We start from the raw sequence: 16,371 nt of genomic DNA, 5'->3' as shown, positions 1-16,371 counted from the left end.
AACTATTGAACGGATTATTATTTGCGGACTGGACTTACCTTCCCTTTATTGTGCTTGTTCTGATTATTTCGTTTACACTGCATGAGTTTGCTCATGCGTATAGTGCTTACAAACTGGGCGATTCAACTGCCTATGATGCAGGAAGAGTTACGCTGAATCCGATGGTTCATCTGGATATATTCGGTTCGATTATGCTGCTTCTTGTGGGCTTTGGTTGGGCTAAGCCTGTCCCGGTGAATCGGGGTAATTTCAAGAATCCTCGGCTGATGGGGATTATTGTGTCTGTTGCTGGGCCGTTCAGTAACCTTATCCTTGCTTTTATCGGTGTTTTTTTCATTTATTTATTTCAAAGCAATGATTGGTTGAATCATATGTCGCTTGGCAGCGCCAGCGCAATAAATGCTTTTACCTTTTATTTGGTTACAATTAATCTTGTTTTATTGCTGTTCAATTTGCTGCCGATTCCGCCGCTTGATGGCTATCGGGTTTTGCAGGATGTGCTTCCCTTGCGTGCGACGCTTGGTTTGCAGAAATATGAGCAATGGGCCTCCTTTATCATTTTATTGTTTGTTTTTATCGAGCCGCTTAGAAATGTGACTTTGGTTCCGCTGTTTAATTTACGGTATCCGATTCTGGATTTGTTCAACATCCCGATGAAAGCCATTTTCGGATCAGCTATTGAGTGGAGATTGTTTTTCTAGTCTCGAGGAAGCTAGCTTTTAGTAGCTTTTTGACGGTAAAAGGTGTATGATTTAGTGTGCATGTTTTGTTGTTATATAGATTTAATTGATGATAGTGAGGCTAATAGAATGCAGCGTTATTTTCTTCGACCCGAGCAATTTAAGGGTAATACCGTGACTATAGAGGGCGATGATGTTCATCATTTGACAAGGGTCATGAGGGCTGAAGTTGGTGATGAGGTTATTTGCAGCAATGGAGTGGATCGGGAAGTACTGGTTCGTCTAACAGCACTGGATAAAACAGCGGTGACGGCCTCTGTTGTACAGGAGCTTGAGATGACAGCAGAGCCTGCCGTAAAGGTATGGATTGCGCAGAGCTTACCCAAGGGCGATAAGATGGAGATTGTTATTCAAAAAGGGACCGAGATCGGGGCAGCCCGGTTTCTTCCTTTTTTATCAGAGAGAACGGTCGTACAGTACGACGCCAAAAAAGAAGCGAAGCGCACAGAGCGTTGGTCTAAGATAGCGAAGGAGGCTGCTGAGCAGTCTCATCGTAATCGTGTGCCAGGTGTTGAGTCAGTGCTTACTTGGAAGCAGCTTCTTGCGCAAGGTAAGCAAGCAGATGCAGCTTGGATTTGCTACGAGAAGGAAGATGGGCAGCAGCTGAGAACCGCTATTCGTGAAGCAGTTGCCGCTGGGAAAGCTGGAACAGCTGGAACAGTTATGTTAGCTGTCGGACCGGAAGGCGGTTTTACGGAGCAGGAGATCAGGCAGGCTGAAGAAGCGGGCTTCATTTCCGTATCCTTGGGACGACGAATATTACGGACAGAGACGGCTGCGATGGTCGGCTTGACATGTCTTTTATATGAAACCGGAGAGATGGGGGGATAAATGCAATGGCAACAGTAGGATTTCATACACTCGGATGTAAAGTGAACTTTTATGATACGGAAGCGATTTGGCAGCTATTCAAAAATGAAGGCTATGAGCAGGTTGATTTTGAGCAGACCGCTGATGTTTATGTTATTAATACATGCACCGTTACTAATACCGGTGATAAGAAGAGCCGTCAGATGATACGCCGGGCGATTCGTAGAAACCCCGATGCGATTGTGGCTGTTACTGGCTGCTACGCTCAAACCTCACCTGCGGAGATTATGGCCATTCCAGGTGTGGATATGGTTATTGGAACGCAGGACAGAGAACGGATCATTCCGCTTGTCAAGCAGTTCGAGCAGGAACGGCAGCCGATTAATGCTGTGCGCAATATTATGAAAACGCGCCAGTTCGAAGAGTTGGATGTGCCTGATTTTGCCGATCATACAAGAGCTTTTTTGAAGATTCAGGAAGGTTGTAACAATTTTTGTACCTTCTGTATTATTCCATGGTCGCGTGGACTGATGCGCAGCCGTGATCCGGAAAGTGTAATTAATCAGGCTAAAAACCTCGTGGCGGCAGGGTATCAGGAGATTGTCCTTACTGGTATTCATACAGGTGGTTATGGTGAAGATATTGAGGATTACAGTCTGGCACGCCTATTATGGGATTTGGATAAGGTGGAAGGCTTGAAGCGTATTCGCATCAGCTCCATTGAAGCCAGTCAAATAACGGACGAGGTGCTAGAGGTTCTGAATGCTTCCGATAAAATGTGCAGGCATCTTCATATTCCGCTCCAAGCGGGTGATGATGAGGTTCTGGCGCGGATGCGCAGGAAATATACAACCGCAGAATTCGCAAATAAAATAGAGAAAATTCATGCTATTATGCCTGGAGTTGCTATTACGACGGACGTGATTGTTGGGTTTCCAGGCGAAACGGAAGAAATGTTCCGTAATGGATTCCGTTTTATGGAGCAAATGAAATTCTCTGAAATGCACGTATTTCCTTATTCCAAAAGAACGGGTACACCCGCGGCACGTATGCTGGACCAGGTCGATGAGGAAGTTAAGAATGAGCGCGTGCATCAGTTGATCGATTTATCTGAGCGGATGCAGCTCACTTATGCAAAGCGTTTTGTAGGCGAGGTGCTGGAGGTCATTCCTGAGGGCAATTTTAAAGGGAGTGGAGATAGAGGCATTTTGATGGGATATTCGGATAATTATTTACAACTAGTTTTTGAAGGTGCAAGAAGCCAGATCGGTCAAATATGCAGGGTGAAGGTGACAGAAGCTGGTGTGAACGAAAATCGCGGTATGCAGGTGGAAATGCCGGTACAGCTTGTATAAGGTACGGATTGGATTTCATTCTTTCTGATAAACAGAGGGGTGAAATCTTTTTTTCAGGGTAAGTATGCATAAGGGAGTACAAAAAAACAGGAAGGGGGCGTGCGATATGAAAGAAATCTCAGCGGGAGGCGTAGTGTTCCGGCGTGAGGAGAATGGAGCTCTACAGGTCCAAATGATCCAGGATCGTTATGGTAAAATTACGCTGGCTAAAGGAAAGATGGAGCCGGGGGAAACTGTAGGGCAAACAGCACTTCGTGAAATCTGGGAAGAGACCGGTATTACAGGCAGCTTGGGTGAGCTGCTTGAAGTGATCATGTACCAATACAGTAACGCGAATTCCGAAATTATTGATAAAGAGGTTCATTATTACCTTGTTGAGGCCATAAGTGGAGAATTGCAAGCCCAGGTAGAGGAAATACGGGGAGTAGAGTGGCTGGAGCCGCTGGATGCCTGGCAAAAGCAGCAGCAAGCAGGCTATGACAATAATGATAGTGTTCTGCGTAAAGCCTTGCAAATATTAGGATTTGAGGTGGAGTAGATGAGCACATTTGATGTACAGCGACTGCCAGCTTATGTGGATCATACACTTCTAAAGCCAGATGCGACTGGTTCAGCTATAGACAAGCTGTGTGAAGAAGCGGTGAAATATGGCTTTTACAGTGTATGTGTGAACAGTCAATGGGTGGCTCGCTGCCACAAGCAGTTGGAAGGCAGTAATGTGAAGATTGCTGCTGTTGTTGGTTTTCCTCTAGGGGCAAGCTTGAGTGAAGTAAAGGCTTTTGAGGCTCTGAAGGCTGCCGAGCAGGGAGCTGAAGAGATTGATATGGTGATAGCTGTGGGGCTTTTGCTAGCAGGTGAGCATGAGGCGGTGAAAGCAGATATTCGTCAAGTGGTGCAGGCTGTTGATGGAAAAGCGATTGTGAAAGTGATTATAGAAACGGGATTTTTGGATGAAGCCCAGAAAATAGCGGCATGCAGGATTGCGGAGGAAGCTGGTGCGCATTTTGTCAAAACGTCCACCGGCTTCGGCCCGGGTGGAGCTACGGCCGAGGATATCGCACTTATGCGTCATCATGTATCGTCCTCACTTGGCGTCAAGGCTTCAGGTGGGGTGCGCGATCTCGAAACCGCAATCCGCATGATTGAGGCTGGAGCTAACCGGATTGGTACCAGCTCAGGGGTTGCTATTATGAACGGGCTTGAAAGTTCTAGTTCTTATTAGATAGCACAAAGGCAAAGCAAGTAGTGAGCTCAACACATTGAAGATAGTCTGCGCTCTTGCGATCTGCGAAGCTTCCTCGCCAGCCAGCATCGACGATATCAGAGCGAGCTGATGGATGAACGGATAGAAGAGCAGCGCGCCTCCAACGTTAAGGAGAACGTGGAACCACGCGACGTATGATCCTGCGCGTGAGCCGCCCAGCCCGGCGATTACTGCTGTCACACAGGTGCCAACATTGGCGCCTATCACGATCGCGACACCGAGCTCGACGGGGATGCTCTGTGCGGCTGCGAGGCCCATGGCCATCGCGATCACGGCTGAGCTGCTGTGCACCAGCGCCGTAATGGCCGCTCCGGCGAGGACGCCCCACAGCAGACTTTGCTGCGCTTGGTGGACAAACCAAGTGAAGAGCCCGCGGGACTGCAGGGCAGGCCCGATGGATTGCATGATCTCGATGCCCAGCAGCACGAGAGCAAAGCCAGCAATCGCAAGCGAGCCGAAGCGGACGCTGCGCAGCCAGCCTGGGACCGCCTCTGCGGGGGCGGGCACTGCATGTTGCGGCGCCCCGCTGGCGCCGCGTTGGGGCTGCTCCGCCGGCAGGGCAGGGCGCTGACGCGGCTGCGCGAGCCAACTGGCGAGCCATGCGCCGGCGGCGGCGAGCAGCAGCGGCAGCGCGAAGCCGCCGATGGAGAGGCCGATCAGCTCGGTTGTCAGGCACGTGCCGATGTTCGTGCCAAGGATAATTCCGAGCGTGCGCGGAAAGCTCAGGACACCGGCGTTGACGAGGCCGATGGCGATGACAGTAATCGCTGTGCTGCTTTGCAGCAGCGCTGTTAAGGCAGTGCCCGTGACCATGCCGCGCAGCGGTGTTTGGGTGAACCTGCCGAGCCACAGGTGCAGATAGGGGCCAGCCAGGAGATGAAGCGCGCTTTCCATCAGCTTCATCCCGAAGAGAAATAAGGCAAGTCCTACAAGTAAAGGAATCAGGATCGTAGTTATCATAGATGGCGAAGCTCCTTCGCAAACCTTTTTCATCCAATATATGTGATGGTGCTGACAAGCATGACAAGCCGGAGGGCAGTGATCAGCACCGTAGAAAAGGAAGGCAACGAAGATGGCGGCAGTATATTTACATAAGAAAAGAAAAGCGAGACTTGAAGAGGGACACCCCTGGGTATTTCGCAGTGAGATTGAAAGAGTCGAAGGAGACATCGATGCCGGCCAGCTTGTGTCGATTCATAACCATGTAGGCCAATATTTGGCAACAGGGTATTACAATGAGAAATCGCAAATTACGGTTCGCGTTGTATCGTATGGGCTGTTGGCAGATATGACAGTGGAATTTTTCAAGGAGCGCATTCTTAGGTGCATCGATCATCGCAGCCGATTTCTGGGAGATGTTGACTCCTATAGGCTTGTTTACGGCGAAGCGGATTTTTTGCCTGGGTTAATTGTGGATAAGTTTGGTGATGTCCTTGTAGTGCAATTGCTTACGCTTGGCATGGATCGCTGTAAGGCGGTTATTGTTGAGGCACTTGTCGAACTGCTTCAACCAGCCGGCATTTATGAGCGTAGTGATGTTTCTGTACGTGAGCTGGAAGGCCTTGAGCAGAAAAAGGGAGTTCTTTATGGAGAATGTCCGCGGCATGTGGAGATTTTGGAGAATGGCTTGCGGATTCGCGTTGATATAGAAGAGGGACAAAAGACGGGGTATTTCTTTGACCAACGGGAGAACCGGGCTGCAATCAAGCCGTTGATGACTGGCTGGGGCAAGCGTGGCGGCATCGAGGTCAGGGAGATTGAGGAAGAGGGCGTGCAGCAGCGGCTGCCTGTGAATGCGAACGGCAAAGTCGTGACGTTCCCATACTGGGATGGGGCGACAGTGCTTGAATGCTTTTCCCATACCGGAAGCTTTACATTGAATGCATGTCAATACGGGGCCAAAAAAGTAACTTGTCTGGACATTTCCGAGCATGCAATCGAAAGCGCCAAAACGAATGTTCAGCTTAATGGCTTCGAGGATCGCGTGGAATTTGTTGTAGCGGATGCCTTTGACTACTTACGCCAGCAGGTCAAGGGTTTGGATGAACGCAAAGCACGGGGAATTACAGGTCAGGGAAAGACGAAGCTGGACACCTCAACGCCAGTCAGCGCAGCCAAAACCTGGGATGTAGTCATTCTCGATCCACCAGCCTTTGCCAAAACGAAAAGCGCTGTAGAAGGTGCTTGCCGAGGCTATAAGGACATTAATCTTCACGGAATGAAGCTCGTTAATGAGGGCGGCTACCTGGTTACAGCAAGTTGTTCCTATCATATGAGGCCTGAATTGTTTCTGGATACTCTGCATGCGGCGGCGAAGGACGCGGGTAAAATATTACGGCTTGTCGAATTCCGCGGCGCTGGCAAGGATCATCCGCGTATCCTCGGCGTGGACGAGGGGCATTATCTTAAATTTGCTATTTTTGAGGTGCGGAGCAGATAAACAAGTACAACCTACTACTGGTCGTATCATCTTCTCCTCGGTCATATCATCATTTAAAGAAGAGCTGTCTCAAAAGTTAAACACTTTTAAGTAGCTCCTTTTTTTCGTATATTAAATTGGTTAAGTGCTTGTTGAGAGCCTATTTAGAACTTGCTGTTCTGTTGTGGTTCATCAAGCTGTGGATTGTTTCTCTGATCGCTTGCTCGTGGGGTGTCCATGAGATTGGTCCGATAACTCGCTCATATTTCTCGCCGCTCAGAACGAAAGGCTCTTCAGTGAGATAGAGCATCTCTACAACCTCTTTCATCACCGGATTAAAAAGTCCAAGTAGTGATAAGCCGATGCGTCCGAGTGGAATGACTGCCTTGCGCTTTCCGCTTGCCTGCCGGGCGAAACGGACCAAGTCATGTCCTGAGATAACGTCTGGGCCTGGAATATGCCAATTTTGACCAAACGATTCACCTCGCCCGGCTATCTCAACAATCATACGGGCAGCGTCAGGCAGGTATACATATTCGCGCGGGACGGTCATGTTCCCAATAAAGGCAGTTGGCTTACCTGCAGCGATTGCTTCCATCGTTACGGAGAGATAGGATGCTTTTGCTGAAGGCCCGTAGTAGTCGGGAAGCCGTACAATAAGAGGTTTTGCCTTGAGCCAGCGCTGACTGAAAATCAGCTCCTCGTAGGCAAGCCGTACTTTTCCTTTGCGCGTGTGCGGCCGTTTAGGATGTTCCTCTGTTGCCTTATCGGTTGTTTTTCTGCCGTATGGATAGATGCCATCGACGATTACAACTTTTGCTCCCATGCGTTCGGCCGCTTCCATAACAGCTTCACCGAGCGGGAGGAGCCGTGACTCCATTTCGTGATAAGGAATATTAGCGCTGTGGAAGATCACATCTGCTCCCCCTGATGCCCTCACAATGTCCTCAGGGCTGAACGCATCCCCCGTCTCAAGCTGCAGCAATGATGGATTTCCAAGCTCTTGCGCAAGGCTCTGAAGTTTTTGCGCCGATCGCCCAAACGCTACTGTTTCTATCCCCCTTTTTATTAATTCCGCCGTTAGCGGGTTTCCTACTCCACCTGTAGCACCCAAAACGATTGCTTTCTTCAAACTTACCATCTCCTTTGCATTTGTTATTGATTGATCAATCACAATATATAAAAAAATTTTTATCTATCTTTTTGCCATCAAATCCGGCATATCCATCGCCATTGCCACATTGCACAACATGCCTCTTGCCAGAAAATCTGATGTTCTTTCTGAAGCATTTGCAATTCCGGCCTGCTGAAAAGCATTCAGTACCAACTGTTTCACTTGGTTAATCCCCTGCTGCATCGAATTGCGGACCTGCGTTTCTTGGATAGTCTGTGCCTGCATTTGAAGCAGGATCTCATTGCGATGCTCGAGCATAATCTCCTCGTAGGCCTGGATAAAGCCATCTTCAAGCTGCTGGGGCTCTGATGAGTCAATTACATGTTGAAAAGCCTGGACGATTCGCTGCCAAGATACATCCAATGATTCCACCAACAGTGATTCTTTTGTAAAAAAGCGATACACGTAAGGCTGCGAGATGGCTGCACGCTCAGCTACCTGCGCAGTTGTAGCCCGAAAATAGCCGATTTCCGCAAATACTTCAATTGCAGCAGATACAATGTCGGTGCGGCGGCTAGCAGCAGACGAGGTTCCCTTTACCATAGCTTAAGCACTCCAGTTCATTTTTTTATCTGTTATTGATTAACCAATTACTATCGTGGAATCATTGTAATATATATGCTTATGATTTGCAACCGTTGGAGGGATATTTGTGTTCATTTTTGATCTTGTCTTCTTTTATTTTTTTCTGAGGTAAGTGCAAATTCACAAGATAATTATTTGGGCATTATTTTGCAGATAAAACAGAAAAGTGTAGAGGGGAGTTAATGTAGCTTGCTGACCTAAATGAGCTAGATGAGCTAGATGGCCTGGATGGATGACCCGGATGACTAAAAGCAGCCTTTTTCCTCTTGGACAGAATTTGATTCAAGCAAACAAATGTTCTATAATATGTGCAAACAACCAATTCGATTGCTTCTATGATATTGCTGCGGAGGTAGACATTTCCATTGAGATCCTCCGCTTTTTTGAGGAAAGTGTGCTAGAATAATAGTACTAAAATCAGTTAGTTAAAATAGTTTGCTAGGAGGCTCTCGATGTCCATTCGATTTATCATCGGTAGAGCTGGGAGCGGGAAGAGCCAGCGATGCCTGAAGGAAATTAGTGATCAGCTGAAAAGTCAGCCAGAGGGGCGGCCACTTATTCTGCTAGTGCCTGAGCAGGCTACCTTCCAAGCTGAACATGCTCTGGTATCTATGCCTGAGCTTGGCGGAATGATCCGTGCGCAGGTGCTCAGCTTTCATCGTCTGGCCTGGCGTGTTATGCAGGAGCAGGGTGGGACAGCCCGGCCGCCGATTGACGATACAGGAAAGAAGCTGCTGTTATACAGCATTTTACATAAAAGAAAAGATGAGCTTCGTTTATTTCATAATTCGGCAGAGCAAATGGGTTTTGTAGATCGGGTTAATGAGCTGTTCACAGAGTTTAAGAGATATTGCGTAAGTGCTGAGCAGCTGGAGGAGCATCGGAACCGAAGGGCTTCACAGCTTGGAGAGAGCAGGCTGCTTGGGGATAAGCTGCATGATTTACGTCTTCTTTATAAGGATTTCGAGCAAGAGCTGTCGCGTCAATATTTGGATGGCGAGGATTACTTGGCGCTTCTTGCTGAGCAAATCCCATTTTCTGCTTACTTGCAGCAGGCAACGATTTGGATTGACGGCTTTCATGGCTTTACTCCGCAGGAATTTGCTGTTCTCGAGCGATTGATGGAGTTTTCGCAGCAGGTTAGTATAACACTTTGTCTGGATCGTGCATGGCAGGCTGGTGACGAGCCAGATGAGCTGGATGTATTTCATCCTACGGCAAGAACGATGATACGGCTGCAAGAAATCGTCGAACGTCTGGGAAATCAGGAAGTAGAGACTGTTGTAGTAGCAGCAGAGCATTCACCGAGATTTGTGGAAAGTCCAGTACTCAGGCATTTGGAGAAAGCTTTTGAGCATCGGATTAGCGGCGGTAAGCATGCTTTTGGACGGGTTGATGCTGACAATGATCAGCTGAGAAATGGGATACAAGACGAGCGGCTCATACAGCGTACGGTAGAGGAACAGTTGATTATCAAAGAAGCCGTAAATCGCCGGGCCGAGGTTGAAGGGGCTGTGCGGAATATTTTGCAGCTTGTTCGTGAGGACCGTGTTCGTTACCGCAATATCGCGATCATGGTAAGAAATATGGAAAGCTACGAGGATTTACTTCGCTCGGCTTTGACCGATTGTGGAATCCCCCATTTTTTTGATCAGAAACGTACGGTTCTGCATCATCCGTTAGTCGAGTTTATCCGTTCTGCGATCGAGATTGTGCAGCATAATTGGCATTATGACGCTGTTTTTCGTTGTGTGAAGACAGATTTGCTGCTGCCATACCCGATTCAAAATGAACAGCGAATGATGTTCGACCGTTTAGAAAATTATGTGCTGGCATTCGGCATTAGAGGCACGAGATGGACGGACAACAAGCCTTGGACATACAGGCTGAAAGCAGGGCTGGATGCGACAACTACATCACAATCTGCTGAAGCTGCTGAGGAGAAATTCCTGGAGCAGATTCACATTAGCCGCCAATGGATTGTGAAGCCGCTGCATGCTTTTGCCTTGCGTCTGAAAAGTGCCCGCACCATAAAGGACCAAACAGCAGCATTGTATCAGCTTTTACTGGATGTACAAGCGGCCGACAAGCTTGATGCCTGGAGCGTAGGTGCACTGCAAACAGGGAAGCCGGAAAAAGCAAGAGAGCATAGCCAGCTGTGGAACAAGATCATGGATATGCTGGATCAGCTCGTGGAGACTATGGGGGATGAGGTTGTTGCTTTCGAATTGTTCGCTGGGCTAGTAGATACAGGACTAGAGAGTATGAAGCTTGGTCTGGTTCCTCCCTCTATGGATCAGGTGCTTATTGGAAGCATGGACCGAACACGTTCGAGTGGCATAGAATATGCCTATTTATTAGGTGTCAATGACGGCGTCATTCCTGCACAGATGCAGGAGAACGGAGTGCTATCAGAAGGAGAGAGGGAGCTGCTGCAGCAAACCGGCCTGCCTATGGCTGAAGGAAGCGAACGCAAATTGCTGGACGAAGCTTTCGTGATCTACACTTCTTTAACTGTGCCAAGCCGGCGGCTGTGGCTCAGCTATCCGCTTGCTGATGAGGAAGGCAAGATGCTGCTTCCTTCGGAGCTTATTCGTCAGATTCGCTCTCTTTTCCCTGCTGTGAAGCCAGCTTTATTATTCGTAGAGCCTACCGCAGAGATGGAAGAGATTCAGCAGTCTGATTACATAGCCCATCCTTCTCAGGCGCTTTCTTATTTGGCTGTCCGCATGAAGCATTGGATGCATGGCGGCCGGATGGCCGATTTGTGGTGGGAGGCGTATAACTGGTATGTTGCTCGGCCGGAATGGAGCTTTAAGCTGCAATCGCTTGTGAACGGACTGCTGTACACAAATCGCGAGACCAGCCTGGGGCTGGCTACAAGCAAGCTTCTATATGGTAAGCATCTACGGGCAAGTGTTTCAAGAATGGAGCGTTATGTGGCTTGTCCATTTTCACATTTCGCATCCCATGGGCTTAGGCTCCAGGAACGGCGAGTTTATAAGCTTGAGGCACCGGACATTGGGCAGTTATTTCATGCAGCACTTAGTGAATTTGCCCAGCAGCTTCAAGTGGAGCAAGTAGACTGGGGCTCATTATCCAATGAAGCCTGCATGGAACGATCAGCGCAGGTGGTTGAAACACTCGCTCCTAGGCTGCAAGGTGAAATTTTGCTAAGCTCAAGCCGTTATCAATATATCGCCAGGAAATTGAAGCAGGTGGTCGGTAAAACCGCAATTGTCCTTAGCGAGCATGCAAGGCGCGGGGAATTCGTTCCGCTTCGCTTGGAGGTTGATTTTGGGCCCGGCAAAGAGCTTCCGCCACTTATGTTTGAGCTGGAAAATGGTTGTACGATGGAGATCATTGGGCGTATTGACCGGGTTGATTGTGCAGAAGGTGAGAAAGGTGTACTTCTAAGGGTTATTGATTATAAATCAAGTCAAACGAATTTATCCTTGTCTGAGGTTTATCATGGGCTCTCGCTGCAGATGCTCACCTACTTAGATGTTATCCTCACGCATGCCGAGGAATGGCTAGGAATCGAAGCTTTACCTGCCGGGGTACTTTATTTTCATGTGCATAATCCCATGCTGCAGGTTGCCAATTCATTAGCTCCAGAGGAAGTGGAGAAGGAGCTGCGCAAAAGATTTAAAATGAAAGGGCTGGTTACGGCTGACCCTGATGTTGCCCAGCGAATGGATGATTATTTCAAGCACTCGTCCGGTCATTCGCAGCTGCTTCCTCTTGCCATCAAAAAAGACGGCAGCTTCTACAGCAGCTCCTCCGTAGCTACGGAAAATCAATGGAACACGTTAAGAAATTATGTGAGGCAGCAAATCAAGCAAATCGGCACGGCAATAACAGAAGGCCATGTTGAAATCGCGCCGTATCGAATCGGTAAGAAAATAGCCTGCCAGCAGTGCTCTTATCAATCTGTATGCCAAATTGACCCGCTTTTTGAAGGGAATGAGATTCGGGTTTTGCGGCAGCGCAGCAAAGAGCAGGTGTGGCATGATATGGAGCTAGTTGTAAATTAAATCCAACAATCGGGCAAGGGGGTTATCAGCGGAGTGCAAACACAGCAGCAGAAACCATCCAATAGTACTTGGACGGATGATCAATGGAAGGCAATAGCATCAGGCGGACAAAATATGCTGGTTGCAGCAGCGGCAGGCTCTGGAAAAACCGCCGTGCTCGTTGAGCGAATTATCCGTCGAATATCTGATGCATGGGAGCCGATTGACGTAGACAGGCTGCTCGTGGCCACATTTACGAAGGCGGCGGCTTCCGAGATGAAGCATCGGATTCGTGAAGCTTTAGAGAAGGAGCTGCTGCGAGAGCCGAAATCGCAGCATTTGCGCAAGCAGCTTGCGCTTATGGGACGTGCTTCCATTACTACACTGCATTCCTTCTGTCTGGAGGTTATCCAGCGTTACTTCAGCCTGATCCATCTGGACCCCGGCTTTCGCATAGCAAATGAAACCGAAGCAGAGCTGCTGAGGCAAGATTTGCTGGAGGAGCTGCTGGAGGAGTATTATGCCGAAAGTAAGGAAGAAAGCAGCTTTTGGCGGCTAGTGGATTCCTTTAGCGGCGAACGCAGTGACGATGCTCTTATGCAGCTGGTACAAAAGCTGTATGATGTGTCGCGCAGCCATCCTTGGCCTGAGCAGTGGTTGAGGTTGATGGCATCGATGTTCGGACAGCGCGAGTCGAATGTTTCGGTGTATCCCTTGAGTGATGGGTCGGAGTCCGTGCTTTATGCTGCAGCGGCTTCTGAACCTGCCGATTTGCAGGTATGGCAGCGCAGCCTCATTCAGGATTGTCTGCTGGAGCTTGAGGGTGCGTCGGATCTGATCGTTCAAGCGCAAGGACTGGCTGGATTACCTGCAGGCCCCACACCTTATTTGGGTAATTTGCAAGAGGATCTTTTGCTCATTGAAGGGCTGCTTCGAGCAGCAAAGGGAACTTGGCATAATATGTATGATGCGTTTCAAGCTTATGAATTCGGTAAACTGAAGCCTTGCAAGGGTGACAGCATCGACAAGGATATTCAGGAGCAGGTTAAAGAGTTAAGGAACCAAGCGAAGGATAGGGTTAACAGCATTCGGGAGGAGCTGTTCGGAAGAACGGAGGAGCAATTTGCCGCGGAAATCGAGCTTCTTGCTCCTGTCCTTCATACTCTGGTTGATCTGGTACTGGATTTTGGCAATCGGTATCAAGCGGCCAAGGCGGAGAAGGGCTTGATCGATTTTGCCGATTTGGAGCACTACACATTGCAAATTCTTTGTGATCCGCTATCCACTCCGGATGAGCTGAGACCTTCACAGGCTGCGATAGAGTATCGCCGGCAGTTTGCTGAGGTTCTGCTGGATGAATATCAGGACACGAACCGTGTTCAAGAAGCGATATTGGAGCTGATTGCCCGGCCGAAGCCAGGAAACCGCTTTATGGTGGGGGATGTGAAGCAGAGCATTTACGGCTTTCGGCTGGCTGAGCCTGGACTTTTTCTGGAAAAGTATAAAGCATACAGGAGCGATGCGTCGGGTGAAGGACTTCGCATTGATTTAGCCCGTAATTTTCGCAGCAGAACGCAGGTCGTCGATGCTGTGAATTTTCTGTTCAAACAGCTTATGAATGAGAAGGTTGGGGAAATTGCCTATGATGAGCGCGCTGAGCTGGCTTATGGGGCAGGGTATCCGGCATCGGGGAGCGATTGCTCGGTAGAGATGGTGCTTGTGGACCGCACAGTCGATGCTGCTGGTCTCGAAGATACTGAAGAGGTCAGGGCTTCGGAGGATATGGAGGAAAGCGAGCAGGACGCCGCTGGAGCAGCCAGTGAGCAAGATCCGGCTTTGGAAGCACAGGAGCTTGAGACGGCTCAACTGGAAGCGAGAGCAATTTGCCTGCAAATCAAAAGCCTAATGGGGACTGGCGGTTCGACAGAACCTTTTGGGGTTCATGATAAAAAAAGTGGTGGTACAAGACCACTGAATTATCGTGACATTGTGATTTTACTAAGAGCGACTTCTCAATGGGCGCCGATCTTTATCGAAGAGCTAAAGCTGCAGGGAATTCCCGCTTACGCAGACCTGAGCACGGGGTACTTTTCCGCTACTGAAGTGGATGTCATGCTGTCGTTGCTTAAAGTGATCGATAATCCTTATCAGGATATCCCGCTTGCAGCCGCTGTGCGATCCCCTCTTGTCGGACTTTCTGCTGATGAGCTGGCTAAGATACGTGCGGGTGCGCCAGGTCTGCTCTTCTATGATGCGGTTCTGAATTATGTATCGGGTATGAATGAAGAGGAGCTGTCAGAGCATCCTTTGTCCCGGTTTCTAAATCAGCTGGAAACATGGCGGACTGAAGCCAGACAAGGCTCTTTAGCTGATTTGATTTGGAGCATTTATAGAGAGACGGGTTATTATGATTTTGTTGGCGGTTTGTCCGGTGGTGTTCAGAGGCAAGCGAATCTCAGAGCCTTGTATGATCGTGCCAGACAATATGAAAGCACGACGCTGCGTGGTTTGTTTCGTTTCTTGAGGTTTATTGAACGAATGCAGGAAAGTGGAGGAGATCTGGGAACGGCACGTTCACTTGGTGAGCAGGAGGATGTTGTACGGATACTTTCCATACACAAAAGCAAAGGTCTTGAGTTCCCTGTCGTTTTTGTAGCTGGAATGGCCAAGCAGTTCAATCAGCGTGATTTAAATGCTGCTTTTTACCTGCATAAAGAGCTTGGCTTCGGGCCTCGCTTTGTCGATACAGAGCTGCGGGTGAGCTATCCGACGCTGCCTTCGCTGGCGATCCGGAGAAGGATGAAGCTGGAGATGCTGGCAGAGGAGATGCGCATTTTGTATGTAGCATTGACAAGAGCAAGGGAAAAGCTGATTCTGCTGGGTACTGTTAAATCTTTGGATAAGCTGATTCAACGCTGGGGCCGTTATTTGCAGCGCTCTGAATGGATGCTGCCGGATTTCGAGCTGGCTAAGGCTCGGAGTTATTTGGATTGGCTGGGGCCAGCGCTGCTAAGACATCCCGACGCTGGTCTCTGGAGGGCAAGAATTGGCTTGCAAGAGATGCCGCTATCTGAGCTGCTTGAGGATCCATCAGCCTGGAAGCTGACTGTACTGACCCCGGAGCAGCTAGTAACAGCAGATCACACTGTTGAGTCGATTCCCTTGGATGCAGAGCGAATGGAAGCAGTCCGGAGCATGGAAGAAGTACATACAGCAGATGATTGGAAAGAGCTGCTGGAGCAGCGGCTGTCATGGGAATATCCACATTCATCAGCGCAGCAAATGTTCTCCAAGACTACGGTAACGGAAATGAAGCGCCTTTCGGCCGCTAATCGGATGGAGCATGAAGCAGAGCTTCCCGCGGCAAAACTTTTTGGGCTTAATGAGCTTGAAGGCACTGCTTTCTTCAAGTCTGATGGACAAGGTTCGCTTTTACGATCCTCAGAACTGCGAAGACCGAGATTTATGGAAGAGAAGAAGCTGACATCCGCTGAACGGGGGACTGTTATCCATGCAGTGATGCAAAACCTGCCCTTAGATCGCCAGCCTTCTGCCGAAATAATTCAAGCAGCTCTTGACAGTATGCTGGAAAGAAAGCTGCTGACGAATGCTCAGTACGATTCTGTGGACATCGAGCCTATTCTTGCTTATTTTGCTACGGATTTAGGTCAAAGAATGGTTGCTGCCACTAAGATTGAACGCGAGGTGCCCTTCAGCTTTGGTCTGCCTGCGGGAGAGATTTATTTAGCGGAAGCGGAAAATACCGAATTGCAAAATGAAACGGTTCTTATACAAGGTGTCATCGATTGCTTGTTTGAGGATGAACAAGGACTCGTTATGATCGATTACAAAACCGATTCTGTCCAAGGACGGAGCATCGAGGAACTGCGAGAGCGCTATAGGCTGCAAATCGGGCTTTATACCCGTGCTGTCGAACATATTTGGAAGCGTCCTTTGGGTGGGGTTTACATTTATTATTTTGAGAATGCATTAATTGTGGAGATGTAG

11 protein-coding genes are annotated in these 16,371 nt (G+C 48.9%); 8 read left to right on the top strand and 3 right to left on the bottom strand.

Annotation, left to right across the window (positions count from 1 at the left end; all coding sequences use genetic code 11):
- Positions 1-5 precede the first annotated feature (5 nt).
- The 5 genes from J2Z66_RS21605 to deoC all read left to right on the top strand — a co-directional run bounded on the left by J2Z66_RS21605 (position 6) and on the right by deoC (position 4,127).
- Complete coding sequence (locus J2Z66_RS21605) at positions 6-701, top strand: site-2 protease family protein (protein ID WP_209974233.1); 696 nt, start codon at positions 6-8, stop codon at positions 699-701.
- 108 nt (positions 702-809) lie between these two features.
- Complete coding sequence (locus tag J2Z66_RS21600; RefSeq protein ID WP_209974231.1) at positions 810-1,571, top strand: 16S rRNA (uracil(1498)-N(3))-methyltransferase; 762 nt, start codon at positions 810-812, stop codon at positions 1,569-1,571.
- Positions 1,572-1,576: 5 nt separating this feature from the next.
- Entirely contained in the window at positions 1,577-2,905 is a 1,329-nt protein-coding gene (gene mtaB, locus J2Z66_RS21595; RefSeq protein WP_209974229.1) for a tRNA (N(6)-L-threonylcarbamoyladenosine(37)-C(2))-methylthiotransferase MtaB, read from the top strand.
- 106 nt (positions 2,906-3,011) lie between these two features.
- The gene (locus tag J2Z66_RS21590; RefSeq protein WP_209974227.1) at positions 3,012-3,443 is read left to right on the top strand and encodes an NUDIX hydrolase; all 432 of its coding nucleotides are present in this window, start codon (positions 3,012-3,014) and stop codon (positions 3,441-3,443) included.
- On the top strand, positions 3,444-4,127 hold the full coding sequence (gene deoC, locus J2Z66_RS21585) for a deoxyribose-phosphate aldolase (RefSeq protein WP_209974225.1): 684 nt from the start codon (positions 3,444-3,446) through the stop codon (positions 4,125-4,127). It abuts the gene before it with no gap.
- Here deoC and J2Z66_RS21580 read toward each other — a convergent pair.
- A complete protein-coding gene (locus J2Z66_RS21580) occupies positions 4,080-5,129 on the bottom strand; it encodes a Na/Pi cotransporter family protein (RefSeq protein WP_209974223.1) in 1,050 nt (349 codons plus the stop codon). The genes deoC and J2Z66_RS21580 overlap by 48 nt on opposite strands.
- A gap of 112 nt (positions 5,130-5,241) precedes the next feature.
- Here J2Z66_RS21580 and J2Z66_RS21575 point away from each other — a divergent pair, with 112 nt between their 5' ends.
- Positions 5,242-6,609 carry a class I SAM-dependent rRNA methyltransferase gene (locus J2Z66_RS21575; protein ID WP_209974222.1) on the top strand — a complete coding sequence of 456 codons (1,368 nt, stop codon included), beginning with the start codon at positions 5,242-5,244 and terminating at the stop codon, positions 6,607-6,609.
- Between the two features lie 139 nt (positions 6,610-6,748).
- Here the strand turns inward: J2Z66_RS21575 and J2Z66_RS21570 are convergent, their stop codons facing one another.
- Together J2Z66_RS21570 and J2Z66_RS21565 are read right to left on the bottom strand one after the other, a co-directional pair.
- Complete coding sequence (locus J2Z66_RS21570) at positions 6,749-7,720, bottom strand: NAD-dependent epimerase/dehydratase family protein (protein ID WP_376774453.1); 972 nt, start codon at positions 7,718-7,720, stop codon at positions 6,749-6,751.
- A 63-nt stretch (positions 7,721-7,783) separates the two neighbouring features.
- Positions 7,784-8,305, bottom strand: coding sequence for a TetR/AcrR family transcriptional regulator (locus J2Z66_RS21565; protein WP_209974218.1), 522 nt, complete (start codon positions 8,303-8,305; stop codon positions 7,784-7,786).
- Positions 8,306-8,799: 494 nt separating this feature from the next.
- Between J2Z66_RS21565 and addB the strand changes: the two genes are divergently transcribed.
- Together addB and addA are read left to right on the top strand one after the other, a co-directional pair.
- Complete coding sequence (addB, locus tag J2Z66_RS21560) at positions 8,800-12,384, top strand: helicase-exonuclease AddAB subunit AddB (RefSeq protein WP_209974216.1); 3,585 nt, start codon at positions 8,800-8,802, stop codon at positions 12,382-12,384.
- 33 nt (positions 12,385-12,417) lie between these two features.
- Positions 12,418-16,371 (top strand): helicase-exonuclease AddAB subunit AddA, encoded by a 3,954-nt coding sequence (addA, locus tag J2Z66_RS21555; RefSeq protein WP_209974214.1) that lies wholly within the window; start codon positions 12,418-12,420, stop codon positions 16,369-16,371.

The organism is Paenibacillus eucommiae, assembly GCF_017874215.1.
GTDB classification, from domain to species: Bacteria; Bacillota; Bacilli; order Paenibacillales; family NBRC-103111; genus Paenibacillus_AI; species Paenibacillus_AI eucommiae.
This window is presented reverse-complemented; position numbering and strand designations above follow the sequence as displayed.

Excerpts from the sequence above, each read along its gene's own strand:
- J2Z66_RS21565 (WP_209974218.1), bottom strand. The coding sequence starts at position 8,305 with ATGGTAAAGGGAACCTCGTCTGCTGCTAGCCGCCGCACCGACATTGTA.
- J2Z66_RS21590 (WP_209974227.1), top strand. The coding sequence starts at position 3,012 with ATGAAAGAAATCTCAGCGGGAGGCGTAGTGTTCCGGCGTGAGGAGAAT.
- mtaB (WP_209974229.1), top strand. The coding sequence starts at position 1,577 with ATGGCAACAGTAGGATTTCATACACTCGGATGTAAAGTGAACTTTTAT.
- addB (WP_209974216.1), top strand. The coding sequence starts at position 8,800 with ATGTCCATTCGATTTATCATCGGTAGAGCTGGGAGCGGGAAGAGCCAG.
- J2Z66_RS21575 (WP_209974222.1), top strand. The coding sequence starts at position 5,242 with ATGGCGGCAGTATATTTACATAAGAAAAGAAAAGCGAGACTTGAAGAG.
- deoC (WP_209974225.1), top strand. The coding sequence starts at position 3,444 with ATGAGCACATTTGATGTACAGCGACTGCCAGCTTATGTGGATCATACA.
- J2Z66_RS21580 (WP_209974223.1), bottom strand. The coding sequence starts at position 5,129 with ATGATAACTACGATCCTGATTCCTTTACTTGTAGGACTTGCCTTATTT.
- J2Z66_RS21600 (WP_209974231.1), top strand. The coding sequence starts at position 810 with ATGCAGCGTTATTTTCTTCGACCCGAGCAATTTAAGGGTAATACCGTG.